This window comes from Sphingobacterium psychroaquaticum (genome assembly GCF_004421025.1).
Classification (GTDB): domain Bacteria; phylum Bacteroidota; class Bacteroidia; order Sphingobacteriales; family Sphingobacteriaceae; genus Sphingobacterium; species Sphingobacterium psychroaquaticum.
Window position 1 is genome coordinate 2,123,409 of the sequence record NZ_CP038029.1, and the last position, 17,758, is coordinate 2,141,166.

Consider the following 17,758-nt stretch of genomic DNA (forward strand, 5'->3'; position numbering starts at 1 on the left):
GTCGATTGCTGTTCTTCTGTATTGTAAATATATTTGCTCATCAGCAGGATGATAATAATGCCACATACTTTTCGTGTTATTACTACCCAAAACAAATTCTCTAATGTCATAATCATTATGCCTCAAAGTTTTAATGGTCTTTTGATTTTTACTCAGATTCATTACTCCTAATGATAATTGCTGCAAAATACTTAAAATACTTCTAAAGATAAGGGTACACAAAGATGAAAAATAGGAGAGGTGCCTGTTTAACAGCTTGAATTTTATGTATACCCGATAAGGAAGTGAATAGGTAAACAATCTATCTAGAATTATGCTTGTACAAATCTTTTATCTAATACAGCATCCCCCTCTTTAATTGAAGTAAGGATTAAAATATTTGTACAGTTTTTTTTCACTTGCTACTATATTTTAATTGACTTTGGTTTACTTCATTAAGGTTTTCCGTATTTCAATTACGTTTTTTCTAACTATATTTAGACAGTTGTTAACTTATAAAATGTTACAATTACTCTATCAAATTTTGACACAATAATATCTATACAAATATTAAATGACAAGTATAATACAAAGAGAAGAGCTTAAGAGCAAAATATGGAAAATTGCCAATGAAGTTCGTGGCTCGGTAGATGGATGGGATTTTAAACAATTTGTTTTAGGAACTTTGTTTTATCGTTTCATCAGTGAAAATTTTACTGATTATATAGAAGGTGGTGATGAATCTGTCAATTATGCCAAGTTTAAAGATGTAGATATCCCTGAAGAAGTGAAGATCGATGCCATCAAAACCAAAGGTTATTTCATCTATCCTTCTCAATTGTTTGTAAATGTTGCATCGAAAGCTAAGGACAACGAAAATCTGAATACAGATTTAAAACAAATTTTTACGGATATTCAAAACTCAGCAAATGGTTACCCTTCAGAGCAAGATATTAAAGGTTTATTTGATGATTTTGATACCACAAGTTCACGTTTAGGAAATACAGTTGCAGAAAAGAATGAACGCTTAGTAAAATTGTTAAAGGAGATTAATGATTTTAACTTTGTTAGTTTTCAAGATAGTGATATAGATGTCTTTGGCGATGCGTATGAAATTTTAATTAATAATTATGCTGCCAATGCAGGGAAATCTGGTGGTGAATTCTTTACACCGCAGGAAGTATCGAATTTGTTAGCACGTATCGCCTTGCATAAACAAACAAAGGTCAATAAGATTTATGACCCAGCGGTTGGTTCAGGGGCGTTATTATTGCAAGCCAAAAAGCATTTTGATGATCATATTATCGAAGATGGTTTTTTTGGACAAGAAATTAACCATACGACTTACAACTTAGCACGTATGAATATGTTTTTGCATAATGTCAATTACGATAAGTTCAACATTGCGCTGGGTAATACCCTAACAGATCCACAATTTATAGACGATAAACCGTTTGATGCCATTGTGTCGAATCCTCCATATTCGGTGAATTGGATTGGTTCGGATGATCCAACTCTAATCAACGATGAACGATTTGCACCAGCGGGTGTTTTAGCTCCCAAATCAAAAGCTGATTTTGCCTTTGTATTACATGCATTAAGTTTCCTATCGGGTACAGGTCGTGCAGCGATCGTTTGTTTCCCTGGTATTTTCTATCGTGGAGGTGCCGAGCAAAAAATCCGTAAATATTTAGTAGATAATAATTTTGTAGAAACAGTTATTTCTCTAGCACCGAACTTATTCTACGGTACTACAATTGCGGTAAACATCTTGGTCTTATCTAAACATAAGTCGGACACCAAAACCCAGTTTATTGATGCTAGCGGTGAGGCATTCTATAAAAAAGTAACCAATAACAATAAGTTAGAACCAAACCATATTGATGCCGTATTAAATATTTTCGATAGCAAAGAAAATATCGACCACGTAGCGGTAACCATAGACAACGAAAAGATTGCTGAAAATGAGTATAACCTTTCGGTAAGCTCGTATGTAGCAGCTGAAAACATGCGTGAGGTAGTTAAAATTGAAGAATTGAATAACGAGTTAGACAGCACAGTCAAGTCCATCGATGTACTTCGTAACTCTATTGCTACTATCATAAAAAAGATTGAGGCATGAGTGAACTAATTTTATATACCACAGAAGATGGTATTACTAAACTGAGTGTTCAGTTAGAGAATGAAACAGTTTGGCTGACACAAAAACAATTGGTAGATCTCTATCAAACAGCAAAATCTACTGTAAGTGAGCATATAAAAAATATCTATGCCGACGATGAATTGATACCCGAAGCAACTGTTCGGAAAATCCGAACAGTTCAAACGGAAGGCAGTCGTGAGGTAAGTCGTGAACTCGATTATTACAATCTGGATATGATTATTGCCTTGGGTTACCGCATTAATTCTAAAATTGCTACACGCTTTCGCCAATGGGCAACACAACGCCTTAAAGAATACATCGTAAAAGGATTTGCGATGGATGATGATCGTCTAAAAGGCTTGGGCGGCGGAAACTATTGGAAAGAACTACTGGATCGCATCCGTGATATTCGCTCGAGCGAAAAAGTCATGTATCGCCAAGTATTAGAACTATATGCTACGGCAACAGATTACGATCCTAAAAGTGAGACAAGCTTAACATTTTTCAAAATCGTACAAAACAAACTACACTATGCGGCACATGGGCATACAGCCAGTGAAGTAATTTATTTGCGCGTAGATAGTGACAAACCTTTTGCAGGCCTAACCAATTTCAAGGGTGAGGAACCTACCCAAGCAGAAGCTATGGTAGCAAAAAACTTTTTGGAAGAGAAAGAACTCAAAGTACTCAACAACTTGGTCGCTGCATATTTCGATTTAGCCGAATTAAATGCCATCGAAGAACGCGAAATGCGCATGGAAGATTATATCCGCGAGTTGGACAATATCCTTAATTCTACAGGACGTAAAGTATTAGAAAACGCAGGAACGATCTCCAATCAACAAATGAAAGAAAAAGCGTTGGCAGAATACAAGAAATATAAAGCAAAGACGTTGAGCGGCGTGGAAAAAGAATACTTGAAAACTATTGCTACCATAGAGCAGCAAGCCAAAAAGGCAGGCAAAGTAGGCAAATCTAAAGGTAATTCTAAAAAAGGAGGAACAGCATGAGTACATTAAAAGAATTATTGCAGGATGTTCCAGTGGAGTGGAAAGCTTTGGGAGATGTTTTGAAAATAAAGAATGGTAAGGATTACAAAGAGTTTAAAACAGGAAAAATTCCAGTTTATGGCTCAGGAGGTATAATGAATTACATTGATACCTATGTTTTTAATCAACCTTCAGTATTGATACCTAGAAAAGGCTCTTTAAAGAATCTATTTTATGTTAATGAACCATTTTGGACTGTTGATACTATTTTTTGGACAGATATTAACTTAGATATAGTAAATCCAAAATTTGTTTATTACTATTTAAAAACTCAGAAACTCGAAGAGCTAAATATGGCAGGGGGCGTACCTAGTTTAACTCAAACTGTATTAAATAAATTACCATTCCCGATCCCATACCCTAATGATCCTGAAAAATCATTAGCCATTCAACAAGAAATTGTAAGGGTTTTGGATGGTTTGAGTGAAAAAAACAAGGCTTTAACTGCTGCTTTAGCCAAAGAAATAGAAAACCGTAAAAAGCAATACGAGCATTATCGTGAAAAGCTTTTTCGTTTTGAGGGTAAGGAAGTGGAGTGGAGGAAAATTAGTGAAATAGGTACATTTCAAAGAGGAAAACGTTTTATTAGAACGGATATGATCTCAGAGGGAGTACCGTGTATTCATTATGGAGAAATGTATACTCATTATGGTACTTGGGCTAAGCAGGCCAAATCCTTTTTAAGTGAAGAATTAGTTACCGCAAAGAAATTAAGAGCTGCAGATAAAGGTGATGTAGTGTTAGTAGCCGCAGGTGAAACAATCGAAGATATTGGAAAAGGTACGGCATGGTTAGGTGACGAAGGTGTGATTTTACATGATGCATGTTTTACATATAAAAGTTCATTAAACCCAATATACTTTGCATATTTTACTAGAACAGTTTTATTTCATGATCAAATTAGGAAAAATATTTCATCCGGTAAAATTTCTGCAATTAATGAAAAAGGATTTAGTAACGTAATTATACCCGCACCTCAAGGTGATGAGCAAGAACGCATTGTTCGCTTATTGAATCAATTTGATGAAGCTACAAAAAAAATTATAACCGAATTACATAGAGAGATAGAATTAAGAAGAAAACAATACGAATATTATAGAAATTTGTTATTAAGTTTTCCGGAAGGATAAATATTAGCCAATTATGAACCTAAACCTAAAAGAAGTAGCAGAAACTTTAAAAAACGCTAAGCATATATATAATGTGAAAAGTGAGGAAAAGATGGAGGTTGAGGTACCTGTACAATTAATTTATGCATTTAATGGTACGGGTAAAACTCGATTATCTAGACATTTTAAAGATTTGTTACTGCAAGAAGTTGTTGAGGAAGATGTGGAAGAACCTTTAAAAGACAGATTTTTATATTATAATGCATTTACTGAGGACTTATTTTTTTGGGATAATATAAATAAAAAACTAAATATTCACCCCAATAGATTTACAAAATGGATAATTGAAGAAGAAGGACAGGACGCAAATATCACTTCTTTTTTCCAATATTATACAAACAGTAAATTGACTCCATATTTTAATGAAGAATATGCGAAAGATGTAGGAAACGGTAACTCAATAAAAATATTAGCTAATTCAGAAGTAACTTTTTCAATAGATACGGGAGATGAAAACAAAACTAATACTGTTAAAATCTCAAAAGGTGAAGAAAGCTGCTTCATTTGGAGTATTTTTTATAGTTTATTGAATCAGATTATTGAAGTTTTAAATGTTCCTGAACGAGCAGAGCGTAGTACAGGTAGATTTGATGATTTGGAATATGTTTTTATTGATGATCCAGTAAGTTCTTTAGATGAAAACCATTTAATTGAATTAGCTGTAAATCTTGCTAAAATAATCAAGAAAAGTAAGTCCGAGGTGAAATTTATCATAACAACTCATAATCCGTTATTCTATAACGTTTTACATAATGAGTTTAAAGATTGTAAGTACAAGAAATATCTGTTTAATAAATTAGATGATGGCACATATCAATTACACAATCAGAACGATGATGCTCCTTTCTCTTATCATTTGTTACTAAAAAAGGAAATAGAGAATGCTATTAAGACGGGAACTATTTCTAAATATCATTTTAATTTTCTTCGAAATATTTTAGAGAAAACTTCTACATTTCTAGGATATAAAAATTGGTCAGAGTTGTTACCGGAAAAAACTCCAGGTGAACGGGATTCATATTCAACAAGGATTTTGAATTTATCAAGCCATTCAAAACATACAACAGAAGAATATTATATTTTGAATGAGGGACATAAAAGAAATCTCGAATACTTAATGAAAGAAATAGAAATATTCAAATTGTTTAAAGATTAGCTAATGCCTAATTACAACACCATAGCCGAAAGCAATAATTTTATTGTATTAGAGAAGTACGATAAGTACACTTATGCCAGCGATGCGTTCTCTGGTTATCAAACCGAGGTTGCTTTAGAACGAGAGTTTATTCAAGATTTAGTAAATCTAGGATACGAAAATGCTACGCATATCAAATCCTTAGATCAAATGTTAGCCAATGCACGTGTACAAATAGAAGCATTGAATAGCATGATTTTCACGGATAAGGAATGGTCTCGTTTCTTAGAAGAATACTTAAACAAGGCGAGTGATGATTTGGTCGCAAAAACCAACAAAATACAAAATAATCATATCTATGATTTTGTATTTGATGATGGGCATATTCAAAATATTTATCTGGTAGATAAAAAGGAAATTGCTCGTAATAGAGTACAGGTGCTTTCTCAGTTCGAGCAAAAAGGAACACACGCTAACCGCTATGATGTCACGATTCTGATAAATGGTTTGCCTTTGGTGCAGGTGGAGTTAAAAAAGCGAGGCGTTGCTATTCGTGAAGCATTCAATCAAGTACACCGCTACAGTAAAGAGAGTTTAAATGGAGAAAGTTCTTTATTTAAGTTCGTGCAACTGTTCGTGATTTCTAATGGAACCGATACACGTTACTTTGCGAATACAGTAACGAGAAACAAAAACAGTTTCGATTTTACAATGAATTGGGCAAAGGCAGATAATAACTTAATCAAAGACTTAAAGGATTTTACAGCGACGTTCTTTCAGAAAAATACCTTGCTAAATGTAATATTGACTTATTCGGTATTTGATGTAAGCAATACGCTTTTGATTATGCGTCCGTATCAGATAGCAGCTACAGAACGTATTTTGTGGAAGATTAGAAGTGCTTATAATACTAAAAAGTGGTCTACCGTAGAAGGTGGTGGGTTTATTTGGCACACTACGGGTTCGGGTAAAACCTTAACCAGTTTTAAAGCGGCACGTTTAGCGACTGAACTAGAATTTATTGATAAAGTATTTTTTGTGGTCGATCGTAAAGATTTGGACTATCAAACGATGAAAGAATACCAACGTTTTTCTCCCGATAGTGTAAATGGTTCAGACAGTACGATGGGCTTAAAACGTAATATAGAGAAAGACGATAATAAGATCATTGTAACCACGATTCAGAAATTAAATAATCTGATGAAGAGTGAGGCGAACTTGGAGATCTATAACAAGCAAGTGGTTTTTATTTTTGATGAAGCACACCGTTCACAATTTGGCGAAGCACAAAAGAATTTGAAAAAGAAGTTCAAGATATTCTACCAATTTGGATTTACAGGAACACCCATTTTTTCACAAAACGCCTTAGGGGCAGAGACAACGATGAGTGTTTTTGGTACCGAATTACATTCTTATGTGATTACAGATGCGATTCGTGATGAGAAGGTGTTGAAGTTTAAGGTTGATTATAACGATGTTAGGCCTCAATTTAAAAGAATAGAACAAGAGCAAGACGAGAAGAAGTTAAATGCCGCAGAGAATAAAAAAGCGTTTTTACATCCTGCACGCATCAAAGAAATTTCTCAATACATCTTGAAGAATTTCAAAATAAAAACCCATCGTAATCAAATCGGTAACAAAGGTTTTAATGCCATGTTTGCGGTGAGTAGTGTAGATGCTGCAAAACTGTATTATGAAGCATTAAATGAACTCCAAAAAGATTACGATAAGCCATTAAAAATAGCAACCATTTTCTCATATGCAGCTAATGAAGCACAAAGTTCCATTGGAGAGATAGTAGATGAAACGTTTGAACCAACAGCTTTAGACTCAACAGCAAAAGAATTTTTAACAAAAGCTATTGCAGATTATAATGCCATGTTTAGAACCAATTATGGTGTTGAGAGCAATGAGTTTCAAAATTACTACCGTGATTTAGCCAATCGAGTGAAGAAAAAAGAGATTGATTTAATCATCGTTGTAGGAATGTTTTTAACTGGTTTTGATGCCCCGATATTAAATACTTTATTTGTCGATAAGAACTTGCGTTATCATGGTTTAATACAAGCTTTTTCTCGGACTAATCGTATCTATGATGCAACGAAAACCTTCGGGAATATCGTTACGTTTCGAGATTTAGAACAAGCCACTATTGATGCAATAACTTTATTTGGAGATAAGAATACCAAGAATGTCGTTTTAGAAAAAAGCTACAAAGAGTACCTAGAAGGTTTTGCCGATTTAATAACAGGACAAGCCCGCCGAGGTTATAACGATATTGTAGAGGACTTAAATACTAAATTCCCTAATACAGATGAGATTGTAACGGAGAAGGATAAAAAGGAGTTTTCGAGGTTATTTGGTGAGTATTTAAGGGTAGAAAATATCTTACAGAATTACGATGAGTTTACCAATTTAAAAGCGTTTCAAACGATAGATAAAGATAATCCGGATGAAGTTGAAGCTTTCAAAGAACAGTATTTTGTGACGGATGAGGATATTGCATTCATGCAAAATATGGAGGTGTTACCGGAGAGACTTTCACAAGATTACCGGTCAACTTATAACGATATTCGAGATTGGATAAGAAGAGAGAAAAGCGGAATGCAAGCCGAAGAATCCGATATTGATTGGAGTGATGTTGTATTTGAAATTGATTTATTAAAATCACAAGAAATCAATTTGGATTATATTGTAGAATTGATTTTCGATCAAAATAAGAAAACCAAAAGTAAAGCAGATCTAGTTGAAGAAGTACGAAGAGTAATTCGTGCTAGTATCGGTAATCGAGCGAAGGAAAGTTTGGTCGTGGATTATATCAACAGAACAAATTTGGACGGTATAGCTGATAAACCAGCTATTTTGGACTCATTCTATGCTTATGCCCAAGAAAAACAGCAAGAAGAAGTTGCTGAATTAATTACGGACGAGGCTTTAAATGAGGAAGCAGCAAAACGCTATATTGCTAATTCATTAAAACGTGAATATGCCACTGATAATGGAATGGAGCTAAATTCTATTTTACCTAAAATGAGTTCTTTGAATCCTCAATTCTTAACTAAAAAGCAAAGTGTTTTTCAAAAGATTAGTGCTTTAGTTGAGAAGTTTAAAGGGATTGGGGGATTTTAATTTAGTTTGATAATCTGATAAAGATGAGTATATAAGGTTATATAAATAGATGTAATCTTCCTTTTGAAGACAGGTAAGTTTATCTTGTCTGTTTTCGTCACGCGTGCAAAAATGGACATTTAAGCAAAGGAGAATTTTGGCTTGCAAGATAAGGAAGTTTAGTAGAGTATCCGTAAATTCTTTTCATACTCTACGTACCCTTTATCATTAGGAGATGATATGCTTCATCATGGTAAAGGTTGTGGGGCTGAGGTGTGGCGAGGTAACACGAAAGGTACCACCGCACAAAATACGAATAATTTAAAGGTCTCTTTCTGTACATCTGGTGCCATTACGGCCAGATGGTACGGGGAGGTTTGTTTTGTTGTGCTTGAATACTGATTTTAAGGCGAAGCTGTGTGGAAATGGCTTTGATTAAACTACAGTAAAGATGGCAAAACAATCAGGAATTATTAAGTTAAAGGGTACGATTGGAGATATTACCTTTTATAAGAGCCAGGATGGATATCTGGCTCGAGAGAAAGGTGGGGTAGACCGTGCTCGTATTATGAGTGACCCGAAGTTTCAGCGTACGCGGGAGAATGCAGCTGAATTTGGGCAGGCTGGAAAAGCGAGTAAGCTTCTTTTTGGTGCGCTGCGTCCGGTGATCCGTAGAGCTAAGGATGGCCGAGCATTTTCGCGTTTGGTTCGGGAGATGTTAAAGGTGATTCAGTCGAATCCGGTGGAGCGCCGTGGTGAACGTTCGCTGACGGGAGGTGACTTGACGTTGTTAAGAGGTTTTGATTTTAATAGGAATGCGCCTTTGTCTACCACATTTTATGCGCCCAGTACATGGGCGATAGATCGAACAGCTGGAACGGCTGTGGTGGAGGTTCCTGAATTCAATCCGATGGATCTTCTGTCCTCACCTCGGGGCACTACGCATTTTAGATTTATCTCGGCTGTTGTTGGTATAGATTTCTATACCGAGGAGTTCAGTCTAGCGCAAGAACACAGTGTGGAATTATTTTATGAAAGTGACCTTGTTCCTACTGTTACGCATAGATTTGATATTAGTGGACCTCTGTTTGAGCGCACGTGCTTTTTAGTGTTCGGGGTGGAGTTTTTGCAGGAGGTTAATGGTATGTATTATTCGCTGAACAATGGTTCTTATAACCCGTTGAACGTGGTGGTAGTCGGAACTTAATGGGATGCGTGTAGCGTTGTTGCGGAAATATGGTGCCGGGGGTACAAATGGCGAACTGTTCGTTGATAGTACTTTTGTGTGCTATACGATTGAATTACCTTGGTTGGATAATAAGCGGAGTATTTCGTGTATCCCGGAGGGGCGTTATTTGTTGGCGAAGCGGTATAGCAAGCGTTTTGCGTGGCATGTTTTGGTGCAGGATGTTCCGGGTAGGAGTGGTATTTTGTTTCATCCGGCCAATACGGCATCGAAGGAGTTGCGTGGTTGTATTGCACCGGTTACGCTTTTGTTAGGGCTGGGTAGGGGTAGCTCGTCTCGTGTTGCTTTTCGTAAGTTCCGCAAGTTGGTTTATGATGCGATCGATGCGGGGGATGAGGTTGTTTTGGTGATTGAAAAGATGGAGGTGTAGAATGAATATTGTTGATCGGGTGAGAGCGCCTAAGCCGAAGCTTTTTCGGGTGTTGCGTAGTGTTGGTTTGGCGTTGGCTGCTGTTGGTGGGGTGCTTATTACTGCTCCTGTGGCTTTGCCGGCTGCGGTGGTGACTCTTGGTGGTTATTTGACTGTTTCGGGTGCTGTTCTTTCGGCTGTTTGCCAGGTTACAGTAGATGATAATACTCAAAATAAGAAGATGAAGTAGTGTGGGTTTGTGGGGTTAGACTGGTGGGGCTTTTATTTTATGTACCTTTATGCTATTAAGATATTTAAATAGAGTTGTGGTGGCTTTGTTTGTTTATGAAAGCTCGACGTTGGTCGGGCTTTTTTTGTGTGTAGACTGGAGGTAATATTCTCTTAAAAGAAAAGGAAAAAAGAAAGTTGTCTTTTAATGGATGTTTGACCAATTAGGCAAGTTCTTTTCTGGACTTGCTGTTTGGTCTTCATCCATTATCTTTCGGCTCTTTTTTGATTTTTACTGGGGTGTTTGTTATTGCCGTTTATAGGGTAGTTGTGGATAGGTTGGGTAGGCGCTTTATTCCGGCTGGCGCCGGGGCTGCAATGAGCGTAGCGGGTTGCGGATCTCGGGCCAAGCGCTAGCGAGCCGACTGCGAGTTGAGCGAGGGTGGCGGCCCCAGGTGGTGCGTTAGCACTGGGGACGGCATATGTAGCGGGGCTTGGTTGGCGGTATTTTTGATGTGCGTTGGGTTTTACGTGTGGGGTTTGTGGTGGGTAATGTATGTTGGGTTTGCAAAAATGGTGACAACCGAAAGTGCCGCTACACAAGGTGGGCTAGGCATGGCTTGGGTGGTGTGGCTTTTGGTTTGCCTATGGACACCGCAGCGGGAGCGATCCGCAGGTGAGCTTTATTCGAGGCGTCGATGGACTGCGCTGTTTTTGCACTGAACTGAATGGAACGTAGTGGAATGGGTTTTGTGCAAAGGTAGCGGGGGACAGTGGAGACGCCTATGAGGAGGTTGACCGAGGGGGCAAGGATGGTGACAATCTGCGTAGCACCCGCAGGGCAAAGGGGCGCTCTAGCACATTTTAAGAAATTGGTTTGGGTGCTAGAGGGCCTCTTTGGATTGGCGCCATGCTTTGCTGAGGGAAACCGAGGAATGCCTTATAACCTTACCACTAATTTTCTAGGACTAGCGAGTTTACAATATGCTAAGATGTTTTTTAAAGATCTTGGAGTTGGCTTGCGTATTTCGTATAATTAGTATAGAAAAGAATTTAAGGCTAAATACTCGAATTATAATTCGCCAAATAATGATTTAGATTCGTAGCTTATAAAATACATTTTGAGTAATATTAGCTGTTATTAATAATGAGGAAATTTATATTTATTAGTTTATTCATGGTTTTGGGAATGTTGCAATCTTTTTGTCAAGAGGGTTACAAAAGTTTTAAAGTCCATGAAAATAGGTATGGAAAATACATTACTATAGGTAATGGTAATAATGCTTTGTTCGAGAAATATGAGCTTAATGATTCGGTACAAGATCCAAACATCTTCAAGACGACGTATCGCGATGAATTAGGTGTTATTTTATCACGATACTTGGCTCGTACTATGGATGGCAATAGTATTAATAAGGATCAAAATCTTTATTTAGATCTGTATTTTGATCCGAGGACGTTCACGGTGAAAGAAGTATATTTTGTATCACGGAATATTGAGCTCTGTAAAGTTATCGATATAGAACGATTGGGTGAGTTAGAGAAAGAGATTAAAAAAGATATACAAACTACAACAAACACACGGTGGATTAATGAGATTGAAACGAATAGGCAGTTAAATAATTCTGTTTTTGTTAGACATCTGATAAGTTTTAGTGTACTTCAATTGTATAGGGTACACAAGGGGGAGCTTGATAAGAAGGAGATTACTTCTTTCTAGAAAGTTTTTTTGTTTTAGATCAATTTCTATACTGAAGTAACAGACTCCAAGAGATTAGATGTCTCTTGGAGTCTGTTGTCTTTACTTTTTATATATTATTTGAAGATCTTTCTTTTTGCTTTAGTTATGCTGTAATTTTGTACATGTATTTGCTTTTCGGGAGGTAGAAGTTTTCGGATAGGCGTGATGCTTTGCTGAGGAAAACCGAGGAATCCCTATTTCCCAATTTTTAATTTCATCATTATATCGGTTTGTTCGTCATCTCCCAGTTTGAAGATGTGTTTATCAAATTCAACAAAACCATTTTTTTTGTAAAAGCTGATCGCTCTCGGGTTTTCTTCCCAAACACCTAGCCAAACGTAGTCTGCTTTTTTTTCCTTGGCGATCTCCATAGCTTTTTGATACAGGACTTGTCCGACATTTTTGCCATGATATTCTTTTAATACATAGATACGTTCTATTTCGAGGGCTTTCTCATCTTTTAATTCGGTTTGGGATTGACCGAAGTTGATTTTTAAGTAACCGATCACCTCATTTTGGAATAAGGCGAAATAGAACATAGAGGTTGAATTATTCAGTTCGTCGGTGAGCTTTTCGAAAGAAAACCCTTCTGTTAAATAATTCGCCATATTTTCCTCGGTATTACTTTCGGAAAATGTTTCAAAAAATGTTTCTTTGCCTATTTTTTGTAATTGATCGATATCGCTTAGGGATACTTGCTTTATTGTTATCTGTTCCATCAGTGCCTTGTTTTTAGATATTCCATTCGTAATTTAACCAATCCTTGTTTTCTTCTGCGCCTAATCTTTCATAGAACTTTATTCCTGCTTCGTTCCAAGGTGCTACGGTCCATTTTATCTGTTTACAATTATTCGTTTGTGCTTCTCTTTTCAATGCATTCATTAGTTGCTCGCCAATTTTTTGACCACGATAATTTTCATCGACAAAGAGTTCTTTCATGTAAATTGCAGGGCGATTTTGAGCTGTGTATGGAAGGAAGTAATAAACGAGCATCCCTGCAATCTTGTCGCCATCTTCGGCTACAATACAATAAAAATCTGGGTTTGCTTTCTTAAAGCCACTGTCTCTGACAATTTCTGGGGTGATGGCAAAGCTGTTGATGTATTTTTCGAACACAGCTAATTCTTTCATTAAATGCCAGATTTTATCGCTGTCCTTTTCTTCGGATTTTCTAATTAATATACTCATTTTCTGAAATTGTTTATTAAGGAACGGTGATGCTAGCGGACATAGTTTGGATCACTTTAGGACAATGGATCTTATTTGTAGTTAAGTGGAGCAACATATGTTCGTAATGAATATTGAGTCTAATTTCGGAAATGAATTTGATGTAAATTTTTACAAATGATAAAAAAAAGTAATTTTTTTTATTTAGGTAATTATATATTATTGTAACCTTTTTATTTTTTTAATAGATTGTTGTTTTATATCTTGTAATAAAAAACTTAAACCATGACCTTACAAGAAGCCAAAGAGTTATTAGTAAAAAATGATAATTTAGTCGGAACAACTATTGAAAATTTTTACGTTGAATATTTAGTTATAGTGCCATCAAAAGAACACAGAATACCTGAAATACTTTTTAGAAAATCTATTTTTGAAAAACATGATGATATTTTAGATAAATATGATGACTTCGACGTTTTAGCGATAGATACGGATGGTTTTGAATATAAAATAAAATCATTAAATGAGTTTATTTAAGTTATTTTTTTGGAATAAATTCATCTTTATTAACCATTAATAAATATCCTACGTGCTTCCCATGAGGGTATATTTTTCTTTTACTATTTGCCTCAATATAAGTCGTAGGAACTAAAAGTATTTCTACTCCTTTTGGTAATGACGAAATGTCTTTGTCAATTATATTATCAATTTCTTTTATAGATATAGATAGTTTTGTTATGATGTCTTCTAATTCAATCATGATTTTTAAATTTAGTTTTGATTTAAAGTTTTGTTATTAGTAATATTGGCTTTTAATTAATGTAATAGCGAACTCGTTTTAGACTACCGAACCGACCAAATTCACAGTCAATACATACACGAGCAACGAAGTTCCGCATGCCATAGGCGTGGGGTTACTTCAGTCGTGTATGCGCTCTTGGTCGGGCGTGGTAGTCGATGAGGCCCCGCGCTGTTTTTTTATTAACCTGTCGAATGGGGCTAAGACATAAATTATAGAATTTATGAGATCATTAAGGTCATTAGCCTTATCCCTGTGTATTCTGCTTGCCTCATGCGGAGGCGCTGAAAAAGCTATGCAGAAAAGAATAGACAAGTTACATATAGGTATGACAATACCTGAATTTAAGACGGTGATGAGGGAGGCTTCTACAGTATACTTAAGTGAAGACTATTCAGCATTTAAAGTAATGAAGTCACGAGTAAAGTATGGGTACGGCTATGTCTATTCAACTCGATTCTTTTATTTTCAAGATGGCAAATTATGGAGAATTGATGAAGGAGAAAGAGCTGTTGATTATCGAGTGAAAGTTGACTAATCTATTTTTCTTTTCTTTTTAAGAAAAGTTGAATTGCCATATCAAGATTCTCATCCCCACTACTTTCTTTTTTAGGTGGGGATTTTTTATTATCATCTTTTTTTGATGTTTCTTTAGTCGCTTTGATGAAAGCTCTAATTTTTACGGGATCGATATTTTTACTCATGACACCAAATCTTTATATTTCAATCTGCAGTGCATATTTTCTATAAATAGATTAATCTGTTGCTGTACGCCTAATTTACGGTAATTGTATCGAAAAGCAAACTCAAAAAAGTATTTTTGTAAATGCTTTCGGCTTGTTTTATGGTAAATGCCAATTATTGCCCGCTTACATAAAGACCAGAATCCTTCTATTGCATTTGTGCTAAATCCATGTTCACCCACATATTCTTTCCTTCCGTGATCAATAACATAATGATAGTAATAACTGTTTAGACCATTATAAGCCTTCCATTCATCGGACACGAAATTTGAACCTTTTGTAACATATTCTTTAACTATTGGCTGGATGCTTTTTGTAGAAGTGTCAGGAACTACAAAACAAGATACTCGTGAACTTTCAGCTTCCATTAATCCTAAAACAGGTGTTTTGTCTTTGAAACTTCTACCTTGCGAGTATTTTACCTTCTTATTGGCGTGTCGGTTTTTATTCTTGCCGCCTACAAATGTTTCATCGGCCATAACTGTTCCGGATAGTTCAAGAATTTCTTCATTCCCAAGAACTGTTCTGATCCGTTGCAATAAAAACCATGCGCTTTTCTGTGTTATTCCTAGGTCTTTAGATAATTGTATGGAAGATATGCCTTTTTTATGCAAAACCATATATATAGCCACAAACCAGGTTTTTAACGAAATTTTACTATTTTCAAATATAGTTCCTGTTTTTGCGGTGAATATCTTTTTACAACATGTGCATTTGTATCTTATACCGTCTTTAAAAACCCAGGCTGTATCTCCTTTACACTCTTTAAAAGGACATTCTATTACACCATCCCATCTTTGCCCAGCCAAATACTGATGACATGATTTTTCGTCAGGGAAACGATCAATCAATTGGAGCAAATTACTAAAATTTGGTACCATGATTATTAATATTAAAGGTTAAACAATATATGAATTATATGTCTAAAATATTGAGGTTAGCTTTGTATGTAATTACCTTTATTTAAATCATGCGTAAAACTGTCACGTCCTGTAGCAGTTTTGTTTCAGTTTGAAAATAAAGGTATCCGATGGGTGAGATATGTTGGAAATTGATGTTTTAGACTATATAGGTGTGTTTTTTGTCGTCGTGTTCTTTAGCTAAGAATCGGTATAGTGGATTACCTAAGGAGCAGCGTGGTGGCTACGATTTGTATGGGTACAATACTAAAAGGATACATTTCGTAGAATAACTGTGTATGGTACTGTTTGTTTGGGTCATACAAAAAAACTTGTTAGCGATGCGAGGGGCTGTATTTTAAATACCGCAGGTGATGTTATTGCTGAAACAAAGACTGATAGTAAGGGACGCTTCCGTGTTGTCTTCGATCAGAAAAAATTTTCCGGAGGGATAGAAATATATAAGGATATGGCTAATCTTCTTATTTCTAAAATTGATTTTGAGGGCACTTACAAGAATATGCGTATCAAAGCGAGGTTATTCCACGATGATTATGCATTTGTATTTTCGGATTTTCCGGATGAACATGGAGAGGAGTTACGTAGAGAAATTGATATGAAGAAGAAGAAGAAGAAGAAGAAGAAGAAGAAGAAGAAGAAGAAGAAGAAGAAGAAGAAGAAGAAGAAGAAGAAGAAGAAGAAGAAGAAGAAGAAGAAGAAGAAGAAGAAGAAAGAGATGGAAAAGGTAAAGAAAGAGGAAGAGAAATTGCAAAGGAGGCAGGAACGGAAAGATAGGAGTAGGAATTGATAGATTTTTTGTAAAAATAACAAATTATGTTTCTACGATAAAACTGCTGCAGTCCGTCGCAGTTTTGCATCTGCTAGTAAATCCTGTAGGATTGGCGTAATGCTTTACTCAAGGTGACCTTGAAATACTTTAATACCTGAATCTAGAATTGTATCTCAAGTATCCTTTTTATGGGAACGGCCGAATAATATGATGGTTTCCCTTTTTTAATAAAGCCATCTCTATCATAAAGTTCTTTCTCAACAATGCCAATAACTTCTCCAAAAGAATTAATTAAGGGACTCCCTGAATTTCCTGAGGAAGTTTTTGCAGAAAAAATAATCTTTTCTGTACCCTCGAGATAAGAGGTGATAATTCCATTAATTTCTCCTTTATGACTCATTAAGTATGCATCTTTTGCTGTTGGAATTGAAGGGTATCCCATAGTAATAACTTCTGTTAAGACAATTGATTCTTCTTGCATATCGAAAGGAGCCTTCTCTCTAAGAAACGATGGGTAGAAGTAGGGCAAATTACCAGCGTTATGTACTTCAACTAAGGCTATGTCTTCAGTAGGGTGTAAGTAGGTATTTGAATAATCTAACTTATTCTCTCCATAGAATATTTTAAAATTGTTCAACTCTTGAACATTATGTTTACATGTTGCAAAATATACTTTCGAATTTAAGTCTATTAAAAAACCAGTCCCAAGAGATTGATCTCCTGTATCGAGCATACCTTCGATAGGTAAAACGGCAGAATTGTAGTTTGAAGAAATGTACGGGAAACTAAAGATTAGGTTAGCTGCCAAGTTATAGTTAAAGGTATAAAAGCCTAGTTTGGTTATTTTGTATCTGACATAGGACGGTTTATACATTTGCGGGTCTAAGGCTGAAAACATAAAATCTTCTCGTTGAATTAGGCCCTTTTTCTCAAGGAGATCAATTACATAAGATAGCATTGGGACATTTAAACCAGTTCCTTCTGATTGAGCAGCCAGATAGATTGCAATTTCATCGCAGTTTAAACCAAATATTTCAAATCGGCGATCAATACTTTCAGGCGCTACTTTTAGTAGCCTTGGCATGACCTCTCTCTCCGTCCCCGATTCATATATCTCTCGATATTTTTTTTCATCCGAAAAAAAAAGTGCGAAAATATTGAAGGTGTTTAATGCTAGTTCTTCTAGGTCTTTATGTTTCATTTTTTCGTTGCT

Annotated in this window: 18 protein-coding genes; 12 read left to right on the plus strand and 6 right to left on the minus strand. The window is 35.8% G+C overall.

The window, feature by feature from the left end:
* Positions 1-553: 553 nt before the first annotated feature.
* The 9 genes from E2P86_RS08905 to E2P86_RS08945 all read left to right on the plus strand — a co-directional run bounded on the left by E2P86_RS08905 (position 554) and on the right by E2P86_RS08945 (position 12,126).
* Positions 554-2,101 carry a type I restriction-modification system subunit M gene (locus E2P86_RS08905; RefSeq protein WP_134432502.1) on the plus strand — a complete coding sequence of 516 codons (1,548 nt, stop codon included), beginning with the start codon at positions 554-556 and terminating at the stop codon, positions 2,099-2,101.
* Entirely contained in the window at positions 2,098-3,132 is a 1,035-nt protein-coding gene (locus E2P86_RS08910) for a virulence RhuM family protein (RefSeq protein WP_134432504.1), read from the plus strand. The genes E2P86_RS08905 and E2P86_RS08910 overlap by 4 nt, the downstream gene beginning before the upstream one ends.
* Entirely contained in the window at positions 3,129-4,301 is a 1,173-nt protein-coding gene (locus tag E2P86_RS08915; RefSeq protein ID WP_134432506.1) for a restriction endonuclease subunit S, read from the plus strand. Before E2P86_RS08910 ends, E2P86_RS08915 begins: the two co-directional genes overlap by 4 nt.
* Before the next feature lie 13 nt (positions 4,302-4,314).
* A complete protein-coding gene (locus tag E2P86_RS08920; RefSeq protein WP_134432508.1) occupies positions 4,315-5,496 on the plus strand; it encodes an AAA family ATPase in 1,182 nt (393 codons plus the stop codon).
* Positions 5,497-5,499: 3 nt separating this feature from the next.
* Positions 5,500-8,604: a type I restriction endonuclease subunit R gene (locus E2P86_RS08925; protein ID WP_134432510.1), complete on the plus strand. Its 3,105-nt coding sequence runs from the start codon at positions 5,500-5,502 to the stop codon at positions 8,602-8,604.
* A gap of 430 nt (positions 8,605-9,034) precedes the next feature.
* Positions 9,035-9,790, plus strand: coding sequence for a hypothetical protein (locus E2P86_RS08930; RefSeq protein ID WP_085474548.1), 756 nt, complete (start codon positions 9,035-9,037; stop codon positions 9,788-9,790).
* Between the two features lie 4 nt (positions 9,791-9,794).
* A complete protein-coding gene (locus E2P86_RS08935) occupies positions 9,795-10,199 on the plus strand; it encodes a DUF5675 family protein (protein WP_134432512.1) in 405 nt (134 codons plus the stop codon).
* Position 10,200: 1 nt separating this feature from the next.
* A complete protein-coding gene (locus tag E2P86_RS08940) occupies positions 10,201-10,428 on the plus strand; it encodes a hypothetical protein (RefSeq protein ID WP_134432514.1) in 228 nt (75 codons plus the stop codon).
* A gap of 1,125 nt (positions 10,429-11,553) precedes the next feature.
* Positions 11,554-12,126: a hypothetical protein gene (locus E2P86_RS08945; protein ID WP_134432516.1), complete on the plus strand. Its 573-nt coding sequence runs from the start codon at positions 11,554-11,556 to the stop codon at positions 12,124-12,126.
* Between the two features lie 215 nt (positions 12,127-12,341).
* Here E2P86_RS08945 and E2P86_RS08950 read toward each other — a convergent pair whose 3' ends face one another.
* Entirely contained in the window at positions 12,342-12,866 is a 525-nt protein-coding gene (locus tag E2P86_RS08950; RefSeq protein ID WP_134432518.1) for a GNAT family N-acetyltransferase, read from the minus strand.
* A gap of 13 nt (positions 12,867-12,879) precedes the next feature.
* On the minus strand, positions 12,880-13,335 hold the full coding sequence (locus E2P86_RS08955; protein ID WP_134432520.1) for a GNAT family N-acetyltransferase: 456 nt from the start codon (positions 13,333-13,335) through the stop codon (positions 12,880-12,882).
* 264 nt (positions 13,336-13,599) lie between these two features.
* Here E2P86_RS08955 and E2P86_RS08960 point away from each other — a divergent pair, with 264 nt between their 5' ends.
* On the plus strand, positions 13,600-13,851 hold the full coding sequence (locus E2P86_RS08960; protein WP_134432522.1) for a hypothetical protein: 252 nt from the start codon (positions 13,600-13,602) through the stop codon (positions 13,849-13,851).
* A 1-nt stretch (position 13,852) separates the two neighbouring features.
* Here the strand turns inward: E2P86_RS08960 and E2P86_RS08965 are convergent, their stop codons facing one another.
* Positions 13,853-14,074: a hypothetical protein gene (locus E2P86_RS08965; RefSeq protein ID WP_134432524.1), complete on the minus strand. Its 222-nt coding sequence runs from the start codon at positions 14,072-14,074 to the stop codon at positions 13,853-13,855.
* A 262-nt stretch (positions 14,075-14,336) separates the two neighbouring features.
* On the opposite strand from E2P86_RS08965, the gene E2P86_RS08970 reads away from it, so the two are divergent.
* A complete protein-coding gene (locus tag E2P86_RS08970; RefSeq protein WP_134432526.1) occupies positions 14,337-14,651 on the plus strand; it encodes a hypothetical protein in 315 nt (104 codons plus the stop codon).
* Between the two features lies 1 nt (position 14,652).
* On the opposite strand, the gene E2P86_RS18190 is transcribed toward E2P86_RS08970, so the two are convergent.
* Together E2P86_RS18190 and E2P86_RS08975 are read right to left on the minus strand one after the other, a co-directional pair.
* Entirely contained in the window at positions 14,653-14,817 is a 165-nt protein-coding gene (locus E2P86_RS18190) for a hypothetical protein (RefSeq protein WP_166785177.1), read from the minus strand.
* Positions 14,814-15,737 (minus strand): IS1595 family transposase, encoded by a 924-nt coding sequence (locus tag E2P86_RS08975; RefSeq protein ID WP_134432528.1) that lies wholly within the window; start codon positions 15,735-15,737, stop codon positions 14,814-14,816. Before E2P86_RS08975 ends, E2P86_RS18190 begins: the two co-directional genes overlap by 4 nt.
* A gap of 331 nt (positions 15,738-16,068) precedes the next feature.
* Here E2P86_RS08975 and E2P86_RS18195 point away from each other — a divergent pair, with 331 nt between their 5' ends.
* Positions 16,069-16,563, plus strand: coding sequence for a hypothetical protein (locus E2P86_RS18195; RefSeq protein WP_166785122.1), 495 nt, complete (start codon positions 16,069-16,071; stop codon positions 16,561-16,563).
* A gap of 142 nt (positions 16,564-16,705) precedes the next feature.
* Here the strand turns inward: E2P86_RS18195 and E2P86_RS08985 are convergent, their stop codons facing one another.
* On the minus strand, positions 16,706-17,746 hold the full coding sequence (locus E2P86_RS08985) for a S1 family peptidase (protein WP_134432532.1): 1,041 nt from the start codon (positions 17,744-17,746) through the stop codon (positions 16,706-16,708).
* Positions 17,747-17,758 lie beyond the last annotated feature (12 nt).